16 protein-coding genes are annotated in these 20,825 nt (G+C 33.9%); 1 reads left to right on the top strand and 15 read right to left on the bottom strand.

Annotated features, from left to right (window positions below):
* Positions 1 to 163: 163 nt before the first annotated feature.
* Positions 164 to 1,459, bottom strand: a complete 1,296-nt coding sequence (locus ACEN2K_RS03145) for an efflux RND transporter periplasmic adaptor subunit (RefSeq protein WP_441757852.1) — start codon at positions 1,457 to 1,459, stop codon at positions 164 to 166.
* Between the two features lie 6 nt (positions 1,460 to 1,465).
* On the bottom strand, positions 1,466 to 2,836 hold the full coding sequence (locus tag ACEN2K_RS03140) for a TolC family protein (protein WP_441757851.1): 1,371 nt from the start codon (positions 2,834 to 2,836) through the stop codon (positions 1,466 to 1,468).
* Positions 2,837 to 3,029: 193 nt separating this feature from the next.
* Between ACEN2K_RS03140 and ACEN2K_RS03135 the strand changes: the two genes are divergently transcribed.
* On the top strand, positions 3,030 to 4,433 hold the full coding sequence (locus ACEN2K_RS03135; protein WP_441757850.1) for a DUF4403 family protein: 1,404 nt from the start codon (positions 3,030 to 3,032) through the stop codon (positions 4,431 to 4,433).
* A gap of 14 nt (positions 4,434 to 4,447) precedes the next feature.
* Here ACEN2K_RS03135 and ACEN2K_RS03130 read toward each other — a convergent pair whose 3' ends face one another.
* The 13 genes from ACEN2K_RS03130 to sprA all read right to left on the bottom strand — a co-directional run bounded on the left by ACEN2K_RS03130 (position 4,448) and on the right by sprA (position 20,812).
* On the bottom strand, positions 4,448 to 4,681 hold the full coding sequence (locus tag ACEN2K_RS03130; RefSeq protein WP_441757849.1) for a hypothetical protein: 234 nt from the start codon (positions 4,679 to 4,681) through the stop codon (positions 4,448 to 4,450).
* Positions 4,674 to 5,213 carry a DUF420 domain-containing protein gene (locus tag ACEN2K_RS03125; protein WP_441757848.1) on the bottom strand — a complete coding sequence of 180 codons (540 nt, stop codon included), beginning with the start codon at positions 5,211 to 5,213 and terminating at the stop codon, positions 4,674 to 4,676. The genes ACEN2K_RS03130 and ACEN2K_RS03125 overlap by 8 nt, the downstream gene beginning before the upstream one ends.
* A gap of 5 nt (positions 5,214 to 5,218) precedes the next feature.
* A complete protein-coding gene (locus ACEN2K_RS03120) occupies positions 5,219 to 5,905 on the bottom strand; it encodes an SCO family protein (RefSeq protein WP_441757847.1) in 687 nt (228 codons plus the stop codon).
* 1 nt (position 5,906) lies between these two features.
* A complete protein-coding gene (locus ACEN2K_RS03115) occupies positions 5,907 to 6,557 on the bottom strand; it encodes a hypothetical protein (RefSeq protein ID WP_441757846.1) in 651 nt (216 codons plus the stop codon).
* A gap of 75 nt (positions 6,558 to 6,632) precedes the next feature.
* A complete protein-coding gene (locus ACEN2K_RS03110) occupies positions 6,633 to 6,983 on the bottom strand; it encodes a cytochrome C oxidase subunit IV family protein (RefSeq protein WP_441757845.1) in 351 nt (116 codons plus the stop codon).
* A gap of 18 nt (positions 6,984 to 7,001) precedes the next feature.
* The gene (locus tag ACEN2K_RS03105) at positions 7,002 to 8,030 is read right to left on the bottom strand and encodes a cytochrome c oxidase subunit 3 (protein ID WP_441757844.1); all 1,029 of its coding nucleotides are present in this window, start codon (positions 8,028 to 8,030) and stop codon (positions 7,002 to 7,004) included.
* A 42-nt stretch (positions 8,031 to 8,072) separates the two neighbouring features.
* Positions 8,073 to 8,660, bottom strand: a complete 588-nt coding sequence (locus tag ACEN2K_RS03100; RefSeq protein ID WP_441757843.1) for a cytochrome c oxidase subunit 3 — start codon at positions 8,658 to 8,660, stop codon at positions 8,073 to 8,075.
* A 2-nt stretch (positions 8,661 to 8,662) separates the two neighbouring features.
* Positions 8,663 to 9,577 (bottom strand): heme o synthase, encoded by a 915-nt coding sequence (gene cyoE, locus ACEN2K_RS03095; protein ID WP_441757842.1) that lies wholly within the window; start codon positions 9,575 to 9,577, stop codon positions 8,663 to 8,665.
* A gap of 136 nt (positions 9,578 to 9,713) precedes the next feature.
* The gene (locus tag ACEN2K_RS03090) at positions 9,714 to 11,837 is read right to left on the bottom strand and encodes a gliding motility protein RemB (protein ID WP_441757841.1); all 2,124 of its coding nucleotides are present in this window, start codon (positions 11,835 to 11,837) and stop codon (positions 9,714 to 9,716) included.
* Positions 11,838 to 11,857: 20 nt separating this feature from the next.
* Positions 11,858 to 12,601, bottom strand: a complete 744-nt coding sequence (deoC, locus tag ACEN2K_RS03085; RefSeq protein WP_441757840.1) for a deoxyribose-phosphate aldolase — start codon at positions 12,599 to 12,601, stop codon at positions 11,858 to 11,860.
* Positions 12,602 to 12,805: 204 nt separating this feature from the next.
* Entirely contained in the window at positions 12,806 to 13,189 is a 384-nt protein-coding gene (locus ACEN2K_RS03080; protein WP_441757839.1) for a VanZ family protein, read from the bottom strand.
* Positions 13,182 to 13,562: a glycine cleavage system protein GcvH gene (gcvH, locus tag ACEN2K_RS03075; RefSeq protein WP_441757838.1), complete on the bottom strand. Its 381-nt coding sequence runs from the start codon at positions 13,560 to 13,562 to the stop codon at positions 13,182 to 13,184. Before gcvH ends, ACEN2K_RS03080 begins: the two co-directional genes overlap by 8 nt.
* Positions 13,563 to 13,648: 86 nt before the next feature.
* Positions 13,649 to 20,812 (bottom strand): cell surface protein SprA, encoded by a 7,164-nt coding sequence (sprA, locus tag ACEN2K_RS03070; protein ID WP_441757837.1) that lies wholly within the window; start codon positions 20,810 to 20,812, stop codon positions 13,649 to 13,651.
* Positions 20,813 to 20,825 lie beyond the last annotated feature (13 nt).

The raw sequence follows: 20,825 nt of genomic DNA, 5'->3' as shown, positions 1-20,825 counted from the left end.
AAGTTAGAATACGATTAGTATAATTGCTGGTTACAAAGGAAGTCAAAACGCTTTAAAAAAACAATTCTGAAACCAAAAACAAAAGCTGCTTAATAGAATCTACTAAGCAGCTTTTGTTAATGAATTGTAGCATTAAAGCACTACATATTATAAAGTAAGAAAACTATTTTTTAGCATCTTTATCAGTGGTCTTAACTGTTATCTTATCCCCAGAGTTCAGTTCTTTAGTAACGGTTGTATACGGTCCTGTAATTACTACATCTCCTTTTTGAAGTCCGCTCATAACTTCAATATTAGTATCATCTTGAATACCTGTTTTAATAACACGGATTTTTGCTTTATCTCCCACTTTTACAAAAACACACTCAAACTTTTTATCACTTTTTGGAGCTGCATTTTTATCTTCTGGTGTCTCTACCATTTGTACACCTTTGGTAGCTGCAGTATCAGACTTGATTACTATAGCACTAATAGGCACATTAATTACATTCTTTTTAGTCTTTGTAATAATATCAACAGTAGCAGTCATTCCTGGTCTAAACGGTGAATAAGCCGCAGGTTTTCCTTCTAATAAATCTTGGTAAGACTCTTTAACAATTCGTACTTTAACCTTAAAGTTGGTCACCTGATCTGAAGTTAATGTACTGCTAGCAGAATTAGAAATACTCGTCACCACACCTTTGAATTTCTTTTTTAAATAAGCGTCTACTTCAACATTTGCCTCATCACCTACTTTAATTTTTACGATGTCATTTTCATTCACATCTACTTCAACTTCCATGTTGTTTAGGTTGGCTACCCTTAAAAGTTCAGTACCGGTCATTTGTTGTGTCCCTAAAACTCGTTCTCCCAGTTCTACGTTTAACATCGAAATCGTTCCGTCTGCTGGCGCGTAGATGATTGTACGTCCTAAATTATCCTTAGCTTCACTCACAGATGCAGAAGCACTTTGCACATTAAAATAAGCTGTTTGTTTTGTAGCTTTTGCTACTTCATAAGTTGCTATCGCTTTATCCCAGTCTGACTTAGAGATTATCCCTTTTTGGAACAACGTCTTATTCCTATCATAACTTGATTTAGCTTCATTAAATTGAGCATCTGCCTGTGTTAAACCAGCTTTTGAACCAGATAATCCCGCAATAGTTCTGTTTAAACTAGAAGTATATAAATCAGGGTTTATTTTTACCAATAATTCACCTTTTCTAACTACTTGACCTTCTTTAACAGGCAATGAAATGATTTCACCAGAAACCATTGATGATATTTTTACTTCAATCTCAGGTTGAATTTTTCCTGTTGCAGAAACGGTTTCAATAATAGTTGAAGTAGTAACAGGATTAATTTCAACTTCTACACCATGGTCTTTATTCCCGATTACCCCTGCTTTTGAAAGTGCAATTAATGCTACTATAAGTACAGCTGCTCCACCAACTATATAATAAATTGTTTTTTTTGACATAATGAATTAGTTTTTAATGATAGGGATTCCGAAATAGAATTCTAATATTTTAATTTTAAAGATATAATCGTATTTGCTTCTTAATACTTCAGACTGTGCATTAGAAAGTAATGTTTGTGATTGATTTAAATCGAAAGAATTCATCAAGCCTACATTGAACTTTTCTTTAGCATAATTGTAAGACTCTTGACGCGACTCTAATGCAATAAGAGCTGACTCATGCGAGTTCAATGCGCCTTTAGCATCCGTAAAAGCGGTATATACGTTTCTTTCTAAATCCAGATCTTGTTGCTCAAGTGCAAGCTTGGATTTTTCTAAACTAACCTTAGATCTTTCTACATTATTTTTAGCTGAAAACCCATTAAAAATAGGAATATTCAATTGCGCACCGTAGGATTGCCCCTTGTTATCATTGAACTGATCAAAAAATGGTGGCGCTGACTGAACTCCGATTACGGCACCATTACCATCTCGCAATGCTACATCAGCATATGATATTCTTGTATTGAAGTTATAAAACCCTCTTAAAGTAGGTTGCAATCCTCCTTTGGCAATGGCCAAATTCTTTTCAGCAATTTCTAAATTGGCTTGCGCTATCTTAAGCTCAGTTCTTTGCTCTTTAGCTTTGTCATAAATCGCGGTAGGATTTTGAGCAAGAATAGCATTTTCATCTTTCATCATGCCATCATCAACAACATCAAAATTTTGAAAATCATCGAGCTGTAATAATTGCGCTAGACTTAATTTAGAAATTAGCAAATTATTTTCGGCTGCAATTACGTTTTGATTATCTGTTGCCAAAGTAGCTCTAATATCCAATAAATCCCCTCTAGGTATAGTTCCAGCATTGACTAGCTCTTGGGAACGAGCCAGTTGTTTTTGATTTATTCCCATTTGTTCCTTTTGAACTTTGAGATTTTCTTTATTAAATAAAACTTGTAAAAAAGCATTCGCTACATTAAGTGCAATATCTTCTTGCATTTTTACCAGTTGGTATTTTGCCAGCACCATCGAAAGTTTTGCTCTTCTAAGTGTATTTTGATTTTGTAATCCATTGTAAATATCGATTCCCACACTTGCTCCTGCAGAGGTAAATTGGGTGGTTTTATTTTGCAAAAGACCAGTGGTAATATCTTGATTCAATCCAATATTCCATGAATGAGAAGCAGAAGCATTTGCCGTGGGTAAGAAATTCCCTAAAGCATCTTTTTTATCAATTAATGCCGACTTTGAATCTAATTCGGTCTGCTTAATCGAAATGTTGTTATCTAGGGCATATCGCACACATTCTTCTAGTGTCCAAGTTTTAGTTTGTGCATTGGATGACAAACTAGCGAACAACAACAGCAGTAAACTAAAATATTTTTTATTTCCCATATTTATTTAATAAAATGTAGTGTCACTACTACACAAATTTAACTTTTTCTTATAAAGATGTCATGCTAATCTGTAAATAGTTCACAGCTTTTGCAACAGCTATAAAAACTATTAGACTTTTAATAATTGCTTTTGTTACAAAAAATCAAAAAAATATATTTATTTAGTAATTTCGCATTTCAAACGTTCTCAAATGTCAAAAACTATTTCAGCCGTTATACTTTCTTGCATGCTGTTACTAAGCTGTTCAACTTCTAAAAAAATTGACACACTGAAACCCGAGCCAGATGACGCCAGTCCGTTAGTATATGAAGTAGCGCCGTCTTTTATCAATTTGCCTATCAATATAAAATTAAAGGATATTGAAAAGCAGACAAACAATCTTTTGAATGGGCTAATCTATGAGGATAATGATATCGAGGATGATGACATAGAAATGAAAATATGGAAATTAGCACCCATAACTATTCAAAATGATGCTGCTAGCACTTCAGATAAAATAAAAACAGTGCTACCTCTAAAAGCAGTAGTGAAATATCGTATAGGTACCAGAACGATGGGGGTTGACTTATACAATACCAAAGAGTTTAATCTAAATGGAATCGTAACACTGACTAGTGATGTAAGTCTGAATAATTGGAAATTAAAAACAAAGACAGAACTCCAATCCTTAGACTGGAATGAAAGTCCGACAATGGTTGTCATGGGTAAAAATCTTCCAGTAACGTATTTAATTAATCCAGCAGTAAAGCTATTTAAATCTAAAATTGAAAGCAAAATAGATGAAGTGATTGAAAAATCCATGGATTTCAAACCCAATGTTTTAGCAGCATTAGAAAAACTATGTACTCCTTTTCAAATGAATGAGGCTTATGAAAGTTGGCTAAGAATTAAACCGCTAGAAATTTACTCTTCGGCAGCAAAGCTAAAAAATGATTCTTTTACACTTCAGATGGGCATGAAATGCAATATGGAAACGCTAATTGGTCAGGAGCCTGAAACAAAATTTGATGCCAATAAAATTATTTTAAAAGCAGTTACAAAAATCCCAAATCAAGTGAGCACTTCTATTGTGGCGGTTTCTTCCTATGCAGATGCGTCTAAAATTATTAGAAAGAACTTTATTGGTCAGGAATTTGGCGAAGGAAACAAAAAAGTAAAAGTACAAAACGTCGCTATCTGGCATAAAGACTCAAAAATGGTTGTCGCTCTGGATTTGTCAGGAAGTGTTAACGGTACCATCTACCTTGCAGGTTTTCCAAAATACAATGACACTACTAAAGAAATATATTTTGACCAATTAGATTATGTTTTGGACACAAAAAACAAATTGATGCGAACAGCTAATTGGTTAGCTCAAGGTGTTATCCTTAAAAAAATTCAAGAAAATTGCAGATATTCTATTCAGGCCAACTTAGACGAAGGAAAAAAAACAATGATGAGTTACCTTAGTAATTATTCACCGATGCCTGGAGTGTTTATCAATGGAAAAATGGAAGACATTCAATTTCAAAAAATCCAACTTACTAAAAATGCTATTATAGCTTTTATCAAAGTAAACGCTGAAGTTAACGTAACCGTTGATGGTCTTAAATAGGAATAGACTTTCGATTATTCCGTTTTTTTCTTTCTATATAATCGGTACACAGCATAACCTATAACACCAACTAATAGATAAGGAATTGCCATCAAATAAACAATACCATCATTAACAGCCTGAGCTTGAGCATTATTTCCCTCACCTCCTAATGCCGCACGACACATGGCGCATTGAGCACTAGCCGCATTAGCAACTAATAGAAATAAGACTACAGCAATTAGATGAAAGCTATTTTTTTTATACATAATACGGAGAAATCATTAAATAAACTACAACGCCAGTAACCGCAACATACAACCAAATAGGAAAAGTAATCTTAGCAATTTTCTTATGTTTATCAAAAACCCCCGCTAAAGCCCTAACATACGTTATTAATATTAGTGGTATGATAATTACAGACAATATAATATGCGTGCCTAAAATAAAGTAATACACATATTTAATTATGCCTTCACCCCCAAATTTAGTAGAATCAGAAGTCATGTGATAAGCTACATACATACCAAGGAAAGCTATGGAACAACCAATAGCCATTTTCATCAGATTTTCGTGCCACTTCCTATTCCCGTTTTTAATTGCAATAACAGCGGCAACTAACAATACTGCAGTTAAACCATTAATTCCAGCATAAATGGGCGGTAAAAAAGATAGAGGAGCCACATCAAATCCCATCTTCCTTAGATTGACACTAAAGAGGATAACTACTACAAGAGGAATTGCAACAGACAAAATAACAATCCACTTTTTATATTTTTGTTCTAAATTTTGATCATTCATAACTACTATTCTTCTAATAACAAACTAATGTCTTGTTGTATATCTCGTACTCCTTTTTTCTCTAAACCGTCATAATAAAGAATAGGGTTCCCGAATTCATCTCTCCTACATCGAATATTTCCGTCTTTATCAATTAAAGCAAACAAACCGGAATGCTCAAATCCACCGGCTACTTTACTGTTTTCGGCAGCATAAAGATTGAAACCTTTATTAGCCAAACCTAGAATAGTTTCTTTATCCCCTGTCAAAAAGTTCCAGTTCGCCGATTTAACTCCGAGCAAGGCAGCGTGTTCCTTCAAAACCTTAGGATTGTCATGACTTGGATCTATTGTAATAGAAACAATACCAAAATTAGGATTACCAAAAAATTTCTTTTCGATAAGCAACATACTCTGGTTCATCTTTGGGCAAATAGAAGGACAAGTAGTAAAGAAAAATTCTAAAACATACACTTTCCCTTTATAGGTTTCATTAGTAATTGTTTCATTGTCCTGGTTAACCAAAGAGAATTTTGGAGCTGGGCCTATTTTTACTAATTTCCCATCTTTTGATGAAGCAGTAGCAACGCTATCCAAACGATCTGCCTTCACAACTTCACCATTCTGTATTCTACTTATTATTTTAGGTATGGCATAAATTCCAAAAACTAAAATAATAAAGGATATCCCTATGTAAGCTTTATTTTTAAACATATCAATCTTTTAAAAGTTCTTTTGTTGCATTGTGGTTTTTCTTAAGCGCAGCACGATATTCGTAAAGAATAACTTTAAAATCATCTAACATCTCATTACTCAACTCTGAAGGATGAAAAGTATTGTACCCTTCCTTATATTCTTTTTGATCTTTTCTTCCTCTTAAATTTCTTTCTTTATCGACAATGTAAACATTAGGTGTACCAGCATATTGATCTAAGGTACCTTCTAAGTGCAATTGCGCATAATAAGCATTGATTTGCTCTGGTGTAGTAAATACAAAGTGCCATTGAGAGACATCAGTAAACTCATCAAGGGCATCTAAAATGCTTCTTATATCATTTTCAGTTCCAAGTGGACATACCATAACAAATTGAAGGTCTTTGAAAGTGTGGTAACGCTGGTAAATTTTCTCATTAAGATTAAAAAGATTTCCTCTGTTTTTTAAAACTTCAGAACCAGAAAAACCTAAAATGGTCACTTTATTATTTAGCGTTACTTGTTCTTTATTTAGAGATTCCCATTTCCCAAAGTCAGGAATTTTAGAAGTAATAACAGGTAGTTTTGTAAAACTATTGACACCCGAGGCAAAAAAAAGATACGCGACTATAGGTAAAATAAAGAGGATAAAAAGAACGATATTTTTTTTCATTACAATGCAGAGTTTGAAGTGCAAAAATAAAAAAAGGTACGCAATTGCGTACCTTTTTTGTGAATTAATATAGTGTTAAAAATTCCATTTAATCGTTGAATCTTTAAAAACCCCATAAATATAATTCCCTTCAGTCAAAAGAATGAAAAGTAAATATAATATTAAGAATACTACAGGTAAAACAATAGCCCATCTAAGACTACTTTTTTCGCCTCCTAAGTGCATGAATTCCCATACAATGTAATATGCTTTAAAAATGGTCAAAATATAAAATATCCAGTTTAACAAGTTCATTCCAAGGAAATAATTCAAGTGTAAAAAATCTGGCTTAAGTATTCCTAAAAATACCTCTATAATAGTAACAGCTGATAAAATTGCGAAAACTTTCCAGATTCCAGCTGTATTTGATACATGTTCGTGTGACATAATAATAATTTTTGAAAATTAAACTAGATAGAATACTGTAAATACAAACACCCAAACTAAATCGACAAAGTGCCAGTACAACCCAACTTTCTCTACCATTTCATAGCTTCCTCTTCTTTCATAAGTTCCTAACAGAACATTGAAAAAGATGATGATGTTAATAATCACACCCGAGAAAACGTGAAATCCGTGAAATCCTGTGATAAAGAAAAAGAAATCAGCAAATAATTTACTACCGTATTCATTTCTGATTAAGTTAGCTCCCTCTACAACATGAGTAGCTTGACTTAATCTTAACAAAGACTCTTCCCTTGTTAAAACTGTTTTATGTTTAAACTTGCTTAACTCATGGTTAATTTTAGTATCAACTTTAGTTTCTGGAGTTGCTTCATAAAGAACTTCTGTTCTAATTAAAAGATCAGGATGCGCTTTAAAACCAGCTTGTACTTCAGCAATTGAATAAGTAGGCAAAGCATCTTCACTTACAAACCAGCTTCCTGTGCTTCTAGTATGCTGCACTCTATCTTCATGTAATGTTGCTGCAAAATCAGCCAAAGCTACACGATTACCTTCTTTATCCACAAATTGAAGTAAACTACCTCCTGTTGTTTCAATAGCACCATATTCACCCTTAATGAAATTTTTCCATTCCCAAGCTTGTGATCCAACAAAGATCAAACCACCGATAATGGTTAAAAACATATAAACAACAACTTTATTTTTTTTCATTTGATGACCAGCATCAACAGCCAAAACCATTGTTACAGATGAAAAAATCAAAATAAAAGTCATTAATGCCACGTAGTACATTGGTGCAGATACACCATGCATAAATGGAAAGTGTGTAAACACTTCATCGGCTAAAGGCCAAGTTTCAATAAATTTAAATCTAGAAAAACCGTAAGCAGCTAAAAATCCAGAGAACGTTAAGGCATCAGACATGATAAAAAACCACATCATTAATTTACCGTAACTAGATCCCATTGGCTCATTGCCACCTCCCCAAGTTTTTTCTACACTATTTGCAGTAGTAACTGTCGCTTCCATAAAAGTTATTCGTTAAAAAGTTCCCAAATTTACGTTTTTTTCTTATTTAAAGAAATATAAAAATACAAATAAATAAATCCACAAGAAATCAAGAAAGTGCCAGTACATCGCACCTAGTTCTATTCCAAGAGTTTGACTAGAATTGTATTTTTGTTTAAAATGATTATAAATTATAATTAGCAGCGAAATCAAACCTCCTGCTAGGTGAATCAAATGCACAACCGTAACAATATAAAGAAATGTAGTGGTTATTGAACTCTCACTTCCCGTGAAATAATATCCATTCTCAACTATTTGTCCAAAACCTACAAATTGTAAAATTACAAATAGTACTCCAAGTGCTAAAGTAGCCAAAAGAAATGTAGTAGTAGCACTTTTATTGTCTTTTTGAATGGCTTTTTTTGCTAAATGAATCGCAATACTGCATCCTATAATTACAACCGTACTATAATAAAATGCCGTTGGCAATTCAAAATCCTTTAACCAGTCAACTCTAGACTTACTTACCACAAAGGCACTCGTAAGCCCTGCAAACATCATAATCATACTGACCATAGCAAAGATCAAGATCAACTTGTATGACCTTGCTGTTCTTAACTTATGTTCTTCTGTTGTCATTGTCATTTCCATAACTATCTTAAAAATTTATCAAATATATAAACTAACTGTAATAATGTGATATACGATACGCTCACTAACATCAATGTTCTTGCGGCCTTAGGTGTTCTTAATTTATACAATCTCACCGCATAAAAAAGCATCCACATTCCTAACAAAAATACAGCTACTGCTGCTATAGGAGAAATAAATAATTTTCCAGTATACCCTAAAGATGGCAAAAGAGACGCAATTATCAGCCACACTGTATACAATATTACCTGTAACGCTGTACCCTTATCCTTTTTCCCTGTAGGCAGCATAAAAAAACCAGCTTTTTCGTAATCCTCATATAAAAACCAACCAATTGCCCAAAAATGCGGAAACTGCCAGAAAAATTGAATTAAAAACAAGGTTCCCGCCTCGATACCAAAATCCCCTGTTGCAGCAACCCATCCTAACATAAATGGTATAGCTCCCGGAAAAGCACCCACGAATACGGATAATGAAGTAACCGTTTTTAACGGTGTATAAACACTTGTATATAAGAATATAGAAATCGCACCAAACATGGCTGATTTAGGATTAATCATATATAGCAATGAAATTCCAATTATTGTTAGTAAACTAGCTACTATCAAAGCGGTACGAGGAGACATTCTGCCCGAAGGTACTGGACGATTTTTAGTGCGATCCATCAAAATATCCAAATCCTTCTCAATTACCTGATTGTATGCATTAGACGCACCAACCATGCAATACCCACCCACTATCAGCATCAATAAAACCGACCACTGAAATGGATTTTGATCATTAATTCCCAAAAAATACCCAGCTATAGAAGAAAACAAAACACTAATTGCAAGTCCTGCTTTCGTGATTTCTTTAAAGTCTAAAAAAATCGATTTAACGGAAAAAGTTTTTGTTGAAGAATTCAATGCGGTTTTCATTAGATTTTTTAAAACTGCTGCAAAGGTACAAATTAGATGGAGAATTAGGTTTGAAGAATTTACATTTTTTTCAAAGCCATCTTCTAATAAGAATCAGCAGCAAAAATTCATAATAAATACACTTTAGTAACGAATATTAATAGTCAAAATACCAGTTAAAAATATCTGCTCTTAAACCTAAAGTAAACCAACTGGTACTTTCTTTGAATGTGGTTTCCGTATTCTTGGTAGGGTCAAAATTCCTATATATATAACTACCAAAAAGTTTCAAATTAGTTGTTGGATTAATTAAATATCCTCCCTGGATATCAGCAATGAAAATTGCTGTTCTATTCCCCTGCCCTACTTTTACTCCACTATCATATGGCCTGTTCTCATCATAATCCTTGTAAATATTTCCGCCATAATTAAAACCATCTTCGGTGGTATCAAAATCAAAACCGCGAGTTCCCGCTGTTACTTTTGCATCAGCAAAATAACGTCCTTTATGATAACGAGCTATAGCGATAAATTCTCTAAAATTACCTCCCCATTGATGCCCTATGCTTTGATTATTATGAGCATAATTAGTAATTGGTACACTATGAGAATATACATATGGACGCACATGATTATACTCTAACTGTAGTAATAAATTATCTACATGAAATGCATTGTAATATTTAGCTCCTAATTGGTAACCAAATTTATTTTTCCAACTATTATCAGCACTTTTTATATCCCCCAAAGAAAATTCATCTAATAAAAACTGCCCGTAAAAATTAAGCTGATTGCTCCATTTATATTTATAGCTGAATCCTAAAAGAGCATTTCCTGTTCTTGCCGATGAAGCAAACTCAACCGATCTATAGAAAATTATAGGATTGACAAAACTAGCATCAAATCCTCTATCATTTGTATTGGTCCAAATTACAGATTCAAAAAAACCAAGGTTTAACCTATTCGAAACATTCCAACTCAAGTAATGATTTGCCATAAATTTAGTAGCATAGGTACGTTCTAAGGTCACTTCTGGCCGAACATCCTTGAGCCACATAAAAGTATTTGTGTATTTAATTTTCCAGAAATTAGTGTTTATTTTAAAGTAAGGATAAGGACTGGCGCCGTCACTCTCTAATAAAGATCGGTATCCATCACCTATAAAATTGCGACCATAACCCAGTTGCAAATCAATGTGCTTACTCGCTGTAAAGGTGATATTGGCTTCCGCCAAAGGAAAGTCATAGGAGTCTGTTTTGAACTCTTTTGAAATTCCTATTCCAGGAATAATCGCAGGATTACCTCCCGCCGGCTTAATAGACTCTGCATAACGATTAAAGTAATCGGCAAAACGTCCTTGGCTTTCAAAAACGGTAGTACTAAAGTTTAAATTTTTACCCAGACCTCCTCTAAAATTGATCGCGCGGGTATTAACATAGGTATAGGATACATCACTATTACTTGCTTTCCCCAATTGCAAATCGACAATAGGATTAAGAGTCAACCAGTATCCATCGCCTTGAATAGCTACCATATTTTCATTCCACAATTTTTTGGCCGACCAGCCCGAAGCCTCTTTTTTAAGAGATTCGTTTACGGATTTGGTATCATAGTATTTAGCTACCTCTGCATAAGTATAAGGCTTAGATGCAGTGTGATTGTTGCTTCCTACTTTATTTAGTGCACCGTCAAACTGTGCGTAATAACTGTGAGAAAAAGGAATATTTAAATGACTGTCGTACTCCGGATTATTGTATTTAGCATAAGTAATACTATCTAACTCTGTCAACGGACTACTATCCTCTTTAACAATTGTATCATTAGCTAGAGCTTCAGACGCTGCTGCCTCTGTACTTCTTAAAGGAATTGCTATAGTGATATTAAATTGAGCATAAACAGGTTTACCATTATAAGTAGCAGCTGTAATTTTAGGGAATTTAGCAAAAACTCTTTTAGTTTCTATAATCAGTTTCTCATCAACAGCATTAACATAAATTACTTTAAATTTACCTGAAGCGTCTACTTCAAAAAGAACCTTAACATTATCCCTAAAACCATTTTGCATAAGTTGCTCTGGAACCACAAAATTTTCAAATACAAAGTCTTGAACTTCGGTGTAAAAACAGTTTTCTAAAGCTTTCGCTTCTAAATTTGCACAATTAGAAAAAACAGGAAAGCGTTCTGGAGCGGCATTTGCTCTTGAAGCATTACTTGGATCCGTTTGGCCGTAATTAAAAAAAGAAAAGAATGATAACAATAAAGTTAATAAACCTTTTTTCATATTATTTTTTGAGATTTGATTTAATATTCTTGCTTTGAATCCTCCCCATTAGCTATTGCTTTAGCTCCGGAAGTCCCTATGCGTTTTACCCCTAGCTGAATCATTTGCACTGCCTCTTCATACGTTCTCACACCACCTGCTGCTTTAATAGGTAAAGGAGATGCATTCTCAAGCATCATGATAATGCTTTCTCTTGTAGCACCATTTGGCAAATCGTTTTCGGTTTTATAAAAACCAGTAGACGATTTAACAAACACCGAATTATAACTTGATTCTGGAAAATTTGAAATAACAACCTTCTTAATCAACGAAGAAAGCTGAACGATTTCCTTATCATTTAAAGCTGCCACTTCAATAATCCACTTCACTACCTTGTTGTGATCTAAACCTAGTTTTGTTCCTTGATACAACTCTTCTTTTAGTAAATCTATTTCGCCATTTTTAAAAGCTTCGTAATTACAAACAAAATCCAGATCATCAGCGCCATCCAAAATAGCTTGGTTTGCTTCTTGAAGTTTGCTTTCTATAGTAGATTTCCCTTCGGGAAAATCAATCACGGTTCCTATTTGAACAGCTGAATTTGCCGCCACTATCATTTCTTTTGCCAAAGAAACCATTTCAGGTCTAATCATGATTAGTTTGAAATTCTCATCAATAGCTTCTTTAATAAATTTCTCTACTACCTTGATGTTTTCATTTTCATCAAGTCCAGCTTGTCTTGCTGTTTTTAAGTAAGTTGAATCTAAGTAGTGTCTAATATTCATAGTGCTAATGATTTGAATTTTATTATTACCGTACTCGGCAAAAATACATTTTATATTCAAAACGCGTTCGCTATACTAGATTACTTTTTCTCAGCAATTGCAATATTTAAAATCAAAACATCGAAAATCATTTTAAAGAGTAAACTACCACTGCTAATAATTTAAAAACAAGACATAAAAAAACCCACCGGAGTGGGTTTTAAATTATTTACTATTTGAATGCTTATACCTGTCATAAAATAAAACAAGAAATGCTGCTAACGTAGCTCCTGATATATTTGCCAAAACATCAAAAGTATCAGCGCTTCTAGTAGTTGTAAATTGTTGCTGTAATAATTCAATTATAATTCCCAAAACAACGGAAAGCATAAATGAGACAAATAATGGCTTGTACTTATTTGCATTTTTCACCTGTGTTTTAAAAAATAAAATCCAAAGTGAGGTAAATACAAAGTGCAAAAATGCGTGTATGTATTTGTCTAAATTGACTACATTAATAACGGGCAATTCATCAGATTGAACAAGGCACAAAAATAAAATTATTACTGTCCAAGCTAAAGCCGCCAAAAACAATATTTTTTTAGGCACCAATCAATTCTTTATAAGCTTCACTTGAAAGCAAAGAATCAAAATCGGCAACATCTGAAACTTTTATTTTTATCATCCAGCCTGCGCCATAAGGGTCAGAATTTACTGTCTCTGGATTACTTTCTAAATCATCATTAAATGCAATTATTTCTCCTGCTAAAGGAAGGAAAAGATCAGAAACTGTTTTTACAGCTTCAACAGTACCAAAAACCTCATCTTTTTCAAGAGTTTGATCTAAAGTTTCTACTTCAACATAAACGATATCTCCTAATTCTTTTTGAGCAAAATGTGTAATCCCTACAGTGGCAACATCACCTTCTAAACTTACCCACTCGTGGTCTTTAGTGTACTTTAAATTTGCTGGTATATTCATATAAATACTAATTGATAATTGATAATTTATTTTTTGTTACGCAAATGTAACAATCTTCTATTCAAATCTTGTTTAGATTTTCAAAATTAATTCCCAAAATTATAACGCAGTGTAAATCCTGAACGAATATTTGTCAAAGGAAATGAAGTTGATATCACAGCCTTAGAGAAAGAATGGTCGTAATAAAAGATAGCGGTTAGGTTTTTACTGAACGCATAATCAGCAGTCAATTTTATAGCCCAAATATTTTGTCCTCCTGCTAATTGATTGTTATCATAATCTAAATAACGCACAATTGTCTGATTATTTCGGTACGAGAAGTCAGCTTTCATATTGATATCTCCTTTTATTATTCCAGATGGATTGTCAGCTAAACGAGAAGAAAAAATAACATCTTTAAATCGGTAACCCAATCCTACAACATACTCAATACCCTTAACTTCTGTTAATAAATTATTATCAAAACTCATCGACAAAGCGCGATCTTTCTTGATTTCAGTTAGTACTTTTAAAGAACTCTTTAGTTCAAAATCCATTCGAATTAATGGACTAAATTGTTCCACTAAATTGATATTAGACATGATTGTCTTATTATAAAAATTACCACTGTCATCTACTCCATCAGGATTTTCATCATAATTAAAGTTAGAACGGTACTGATTAATCGTGTACGATGCTCTATAGTTGTGCTGCAATGAAAAACGCTTGAAGTTTCTTTTAAACATGTCATAGCGCATCAAACCGTTGTACTTTACAGCCCAGTTAGGGATAGGGAAACTTCTAAAGATACCAAGTGACGTATTAGCAGCATCAGTCCCTGAATAAGCTGCTAGAAAAGCAGGCAGTAATACCGCTTGATTATTTTTACCGTACCCTAATGGATAACCGTCTTCATCGAGATTAGCGGGATTATTCACATCAATTCCTCGTTGTGTAGCTAATCGATTAGCTATTGTAAGTCTGTTTAATCTAAAATCATCAAAGGCTGCAGATCTGTTTTCATCACTAGCGGAAAACGATGTTTTAATTAACACCGTAGATATGGAGAATAAACCATAAGTATAAGGTGATCGTGAATTATACTGTCCATTAGTAACATCATATTGTTCAGAATAATTTTCTGAATAAGATCTATCAGAGTTTAAATCAATCTTCAAATCAGGCAGCAAATCTACATTTGCAGTAGCTTTAAACATTTTATTAGTCACCTGACTGTAGTTTTGATTGAACTCTTGATAATTTGTCAACCAACCGTTTCTAGCCGCTTCATATCGCACATCGTCTTGACTTCCAAAAATAAACCCTAACGATGGTCGAGAAGAACCTAAGAAACCGATACTTGGTGTATAACCAGGCAAGACTGTTCCACTGTTTTCGGTGTAGTTTAACTGTACATTTTTAATGCTCGTTAAAACTCCTTTTATACCAGATAAAAACTCATTGTTTTGCGCTTCTGGCTTATTGTTAGTGTTGAGTACTTTCTCTCCTGGCTTAGGCGCAATAACCTTAGCTTTTGGAGTTGACTTAGCGGCGTTTTTAGACACTCCTAAGTATTTATATAGCATTTCCATATTAAAACTAGCGTTCAAAGTATTAGAACGTGCGTTTTGAATTGTATTTCCTAAATTATAATTATCTCCATCTATCACAATTTCTGACAAAGCATTAGAAGCGCGCTGCCAGCTATAATCGCCAGTATAACTATAATTTGCTTTTACAAAACTAAATAGCGGGATTTTATTAATTGGAATTTCATAGTTCACCAACAGTTGTTGCATGTGCTGGTTGGGATCTCCAATGTTCCAATAGCTATCCCATATTGTAAAACTGTCAATAGGTTCATTGTCTTCATTCAAATAATTTTTTACAATATTACTTGACGAAGCAGTATAAGTTAGTTTTAAAGATTTGGTCAAATTGTAATTGAAACCATATTGATAATTAAAGGAGAAATTTCTTCTATACAAAGGATCTAATCCAATTCCTTCAACTTCAACTTGCCTAAATTGTTGGCGGTTGTACTGTCTATTAATATTGGTGTTAAACGAAATATTAGAAGGCAAATAATTAAAGTTGAAATCGCTCAGCATTTTCCAATAATTGCTCTTCTTTAAAAACTGCGTTTTCTTGAACGGCTCAATAGGTTTAGATTCAAAACTGTATGCATAATCTACAGAAGTATTCAATTGTTGATCGACATAATCTTCAATCTCATAATCATGACGCTCCACCTTGTTATATGATTGTGAAAAAGTAAAGTTCTCAGGGTCATAAACGTGCTGTTTTTGTTCTGGGCTTCTTTGTTTTCTAACTCCAATAAAATTAATACTGCTGCGTCTGGTGTAGTCTATTGCTCTACTATTTAAATTGTCTCTTTCGGCACCATCAGCTGTGTTGTCTAAAAGTTGTTTTAACTTAATATCTTGATTGAAAGGATCGTATTCAGGCGTGATTACTTCTTCACCAATGGCATAGTTAAATGGTAAATTGATCCCCCATTTATTAGGCAATAATTTCCCAAGATTTACATTAGTTACAATATTATATTGCTGTATATCTTCACGGCTTCTTTCATTAGGACCTTGCTCTAAAGCACCAAAACCAACAGTGCTTTTTCTTCCTGTTGCTGAAACAGTAGCAAAATCAGCAAAATTTGTATCCACGTTTAGGATCGCAGCCATCCCTCCTTGATTGTCCATTTCTGCCAATCGCAATTCGTTAAACCAAACTTCTCCTTTAATATCTTGGGTAGCATCATTATTTTTGACACCAACCATTAAAGTACGTACCATACCAAAATTAGGATTTCCTTTAATTCCCAGTCGTAACTTATTTACCTTATTAGCTAAAGCAGGGTTCAATTCATCTTCATTTTGATAATAAATACCGTCTAAAGGAAGTGTACTTAGATCCACACTCATAGCCTGAATTTTCAGTTGTGTCAATAAAGCTAAAGTAAGATCAATCTCATTGGCTTCTGGCCAAACTACTTCTGCACTTAAAGGCGAACAATTTGTTCCCGAACTTAACGTAGGAACTGTCACTTTTAAAGGCACTTCAATTTGATAGAAATTTTGAGTAAAATCGTTTCCAAAACGAATAAAACCAACCATCTGATCATCTCGCAAAGCAACTTCTCCTGGCAAGGACTCTGCATGTAAAAACATCTTCAATTTATTAAACTGACGCATGTCAATACTCACGTTCTTAAATACTGCTCTGGAATCTTGTGGCTCTAAACCATCACCGGAAACCCTTAAAGATAAGGATTGCTCATTTTGATTGATAATTGTATTGTTATTATACAACTGCTCCCTTTGAACTCCTGGAGGAATTATATAATTAACTGGGCAGCGCTCATTATTTTCTTGAACATTTACTGCTAAGACATCTAGATCAGTACCGTCATCAGCAACATTTGTATCATTAAAATCTAGCGTGTTTGTATATCTTCTCCATTCGCCTCGCACTAAATCTAAGGATCCAAAACGCATGGTTACTGGCTCACTAAAGCCAGTCATGAACATTCTCATAAATCGAATTGATCTGAAATCAGAAATATTACCTATAGTGTTTTCTGGCTGAGAAACGGGAATTTTAAATTGGATCCATCTGGCATCAGTAACTTGTCCATTAGGTAAAGTAACTTGTGTGTTTCTAATATCTGTAATGTAATTTTGCCCGATAGCCATGTTAGGTTGAATATCAATACTGTATTCATAATACGCATTAATAGTATTCATCGTATTATCCCTATTGATATCTTCCACATCTGGAACCGTTGTAGAGCCCCTATTCGGATCATTTATATCTACCGCTGAATTTCCATCAACTCCATTATAGTTTTTATAGCGTTGTACAATATCTCCTGATGCATTTAAATAATAGGTGTAATCATCTGCCGCAGGATCTGGATCAGATGCAAAATTAGAGTACACTTCTCCTTCTTTACTATTATTTAAACCATCTAAACCCAGATCTTGATTTGCTCTATTATTTGGGTTTGCATCAAAGGCATAAATTAATGATTGTGATGCGGGAACATCTCCCCATAGAGGCCTTGGGTTAACAAGAATTTGATCAGGCCCTAATCCGTTTTCATATTGTTTACGACCATCCTTCAGAACATCTTCTGAAACTTCTCCTAAGTTAAAATAGATTTTACCTGTATTGCTTTTTGCTACTTCCCCTTTTCCAACATAAGGATCTAGTGCCCAAAACTGAATATACTCTACATTCCCTTGTTCAAAATTAGTAGAATTAATCGATCGCATGATTCCTCCAAAATTATCTTGGGGACTCGACTGGAAATTTGGATTATTATTATACGGTCCTCTATCTGAAGGATAGTAGCTTAAATTCAATGTATTAACAACTTGAGACTGTCCTTGAGCAATATCTGTTAAAGGATACAACTCTTCACTATAAATTCGTCTAGTGGTATTTAAAGAAAGGTCGTCATTAGTTATACCCGATGGTTTTGAGGTATAAAAAACAGGGTCAATAGAATACCATGCTAGCTTGGCTCTTTTAAAACCATAACTCAAATCATTAGCATTAGCATTAAAATCATACGCACTTCTAACATTCCTATCTGGAGTTGATGACAAACTCCAAGCATAAGCAGAACGCATATCTATTGTTGACTGAGACCCTTCAAAATCATCTACATATATTGTTGACTCTCCCTGAAAGTCTGAGGCTTTAGGAGCATTCGGTTTTAAGAAAGCAATTTCTCCTCTCACAGATAAACTAGAGGGTACATCAGTGTCTAAATTAGGTAATTTATTAACTAATCTTGTAAAGAATGGCACTTCTGTAGCATAGTTTGTATTGAATCCAAAGATTGTATTATTGACAGATTCCTGACCGTAAGTCGATTTTTGTGTAAACGGTCTTTCACTCATTTTTAAGAAGGTCGCTCCTACTAAAAATTTATCTGAAATTTTATGCTCTACATTCACCCCCATGAATCTTCGGGTTTGTTGCCCGAAAAAGGAATTATTTTCTAACGAAATTTCAATAGGCGTATTTGAAGCTTGAAGAGAAGGATCTAATATTTGCACCATTCCCAGTTGGTAATTGACACTATAATCTATTCCTTCAACTAACACACGTCCACCTGCAGTTACAACAACTGACCCTTGCGGAACATTAAAGCCACCTATAGGAATACCATTACTAGCTGTTGATTTGTATTTACCTCTTAATAAAAACTTGTTCTTGTCACTGTCTTGTAAAGCTCCCGACTGTGTATTGCGATACATGCTTCTAAACACGTACTTTTTCTGATTTTCATTGTAAGTAGCTGGATCGTTATAATTCTCAGAAGTACCCGTATTAGATAATTTAGAAAACAACAGTTCTCCAAAAGGCTCTTTGGTTGTGAAAATAATTCGGCCATTTTGCGAATCAATCGTTACCCCAGGCATGTAATCAAAAAATCCGTCACCACCAGTTTGTGGATCGTTATTATAATTTAGTTTATCTAAATTGAATACTTTTAATAAAGGCGTTTCTTGTACTCTATTATCTGGCGATGGATTAGCAGGAAAAGGCACTGGATTACCCGCTATATCCTTGGCTTCAGTAATATAATTAATGGGCGAAGGATCAGTATAAAGTATATTGAATCTAAAGTCTTCTTGCTTTAGTTGATACCCTCCTTGAATTTGATAAATGTTCTTCATCATCAAATTCCATATAGGATTTTTTACATTTGTTAAATTACTTTTCAGCATTTTCAGTATCAAACTTTGCGTGATAATAGCTTGATTAGAATTATTATTTCCTGTAACCACTGTAGCATCTACGCCGTCATTACCAAATTCTCCTACTTGGTATACCTTGTCACCAATAGTATATTCATAAGCAACGGCAAGAACCTCATCATTACCCAGTCTTTGCTGCAAGGAAACATATCCTAACTGAGAATTGTAAGTGTATTCATTTGCATTTAACTTTCGAGCATTTTCTAATTTCGAATAATCTTGCCCTTCACTCACCGTAACATTAAAGCCAGAACTAGCAGTTACAATTTCGCGAATATTTGCATTCAACAGTCCTGTCCCACTTTGTATTTGTGCAGGATCATAGTCATTGTTACTGTTATCTGAAGGTGAATTGACTGGGTTATTAAACATTCCGGTTGAAGGATCTAAAACGACCACTTGATTATCTGGGATTCCTGACAATTGTCCTTCTCCTAAATCCTGAAGCGCAATAATATTTCTTAAATTATTAGAATTTGTGTTAACACGAGTTTGCTTATTGGTAACCCACACTTCAATTCTTGTAATTTGGACCCTACTATCTATGAAAGGATAATTTTTTAACGAAGCATCATATTTATTTCTGAAATATTGTGATAAGAAGAAGTGCCTATCATTATCATAGTCTAAAGCATACATGTCAAAATCCTGGATAGTTCCACCACCTTCGGCAACAACACTTTTAGTTTGTGATTTTTGTTCGGAGAATACACCTGTCACTGTAGTTTTACCAAATTGCAATTGGGCTTTTACTCCAAATAAACTTTGAGCACCACGAATAAGCGAACTATTTAGCGGCATGCTTACATTTCCTACTTCAATTTTCTGAATGATATCATCTTCGGTAGGCGTGTATTCCAGCTTAATTAAATTTTGAAATGCAAATGTTGATTGTGTGTCATAGTTAGCATTTACATTTAATCTTGTACCTACTTTTCCCATCAAACTCATGCTAATTCTTTGATCAAAGTCAAATGATAAATTAGACCTATTTCTAGGTGAAAATGAGGGATTATCTTGTTTAGTATAACGAGCGCCTAAGTCCATTTCTACAGATCCTGTAGGCTTTACATCGATGGTATTACTACCAAAAATAGATTCAAAAAGTCCCGAATTGACATAATATTTCGGTAGTAGATCTTTCTTATCGTCTTCGCTTCCTTCTTTTTTACCATCTATCGCATCTGATTTTTTCTTAAAATAATTGCGCATTGATTCTTTTAAAACCAATTTTTCATACTCGCTAGGAGTCAATATAATAGGGTAATTAATAGAAAACCCGTCCACTTTATTGGTATAAATATACCGATCAGTTACGGGGTCATAAGTGTAAGCCGAAACAATACTTTTAGGGTCTTTTATTTGGATTTTTCCTTGAGAGAAACCAGTTTTAGTCGTATCCTGTGTCTCTTCGTTTACCTGTGCTTTGGATACAAAGCCACTGAATAAAACCAACAAAAAAATACAAATTTTTTGCATATAAATCTTTGTT

It is taken from the genome of Flavobacterium sp. W21_SRS_FM3 (assembly GCF_052113625.1).
Lineage (GTDB): Bacteria > Bacteroidota > Bacteroidia > Flavobacteriales > Flavobacteriaceae > Flavobacterium.
This window is presented reverse-complemented; position numbering and strand designations above follow the sequence as displayed.

Bases quoted from the DNA above. Each gene is read 5' to 3' on its own strand.
- ACEN2K_RS03120 (WP_441757847.1), bottom strand. From the start codon at position 5,905: ATGTTTAAAAATAAAGCTTACATAGGGATATCCTTTATTATTTTAGTT.
- sprA (WP_441757837.1), bottom strand. From the start codon at position 20,812: ATGCAAAAAATTTGTATTTTTTTGTTGGTTTTATTCAGTGGCTTTGTA.
- ACEN2K_RS03140 (WP_441757851.1), bottom strand. From the start codon at position 2,836: ATGGGAAATAAAAAATATTTTAGTTTACTGCTGTTGTTGTTCGCTAGT.
- ACEN2K_RS03115 (WP_441757846.1), bottom strand. From the start codon at position 6,557: ATGAAAAAAAATATCGTTCTTTTTATCCTCTTTATTTTACCTATAGTC.
- ACEN2K_RS03090 (WP_441757841.1), bottom strand. From the start codon at position 11,837: ATGAAAAAAGGTTTATTAACTTTATTGTTATCATTCTTTTCTTTTTTT.
- ACEN2K_RS03130 (WP_441757849.1), bottom strand. From the start codon at position 4,681: ATGTATAAAAAAAATAGCTTTCATCTAATTGCTGTAGTCTTATTTCTA.
- ACEN2K_RS03100 (WP_441757843.1), bottom strand. From the start codon at position 8,660: ATGGAAATGACAATGACAACAGAAGAACATAAGTTAAGAACAGCAAGG.
- cyoE (WP_441757842.1), bottom strand. From the start codon at position 9,577: ATGAAAACCGCATTGAATTCTTCAACAAAAACTTTTTCCGTTAAATCG.
- gcvH (WP_441757838.1), bottom strand. From the start codon at position 13,562: ATGAATATACCAGCAAATTTAAAGTACACTAAAGACCACGAGTGGGTA.
- ACEN2K_RS03125 (WP_441757848.1), bottom strand. From the start codon at position 5,213: ATGAATGATCAAAATTTAGAACAAAAATATAAAAAGTGGATTGTTATT.
- deoC (WP_441757840.1), bottom strand. From the start codon at position 12,601: ATGAATATTAGACACTACTTAGATTCAACTTACTTAAAAACAGCAAGA.
- ACEN2K_RS03110 (WP_441757845.1), bottom strand. From the start codon at position 6,983: ATGTCACACGAACATGTATCAAATACAGCTGGAATCTGGAAAGTTTTC.
- ACEN2K_RS03105 (WP_441757844.1), bottom strand. From the start codon at position 8,030: ATGGAAGCGACAGTTACTACTGCAAATAGTGTAGAAAAAACTTGGGGA.
- ACEN2K_RS03145 (WP_441757852.1), bottom strand. From the start codon at position 1,459: ATGTCAAAAAAAACAATTTATTATATAGTTGGTGGAGCAGCTGTACTT.
- ACEN2K_RS03135 (WP_441757850.1), top strand. From the start codon at position 3,030: ATGTCAAAAACTATTTCAGCCGTTATACTTTCTTGCATGCTGTTACTA.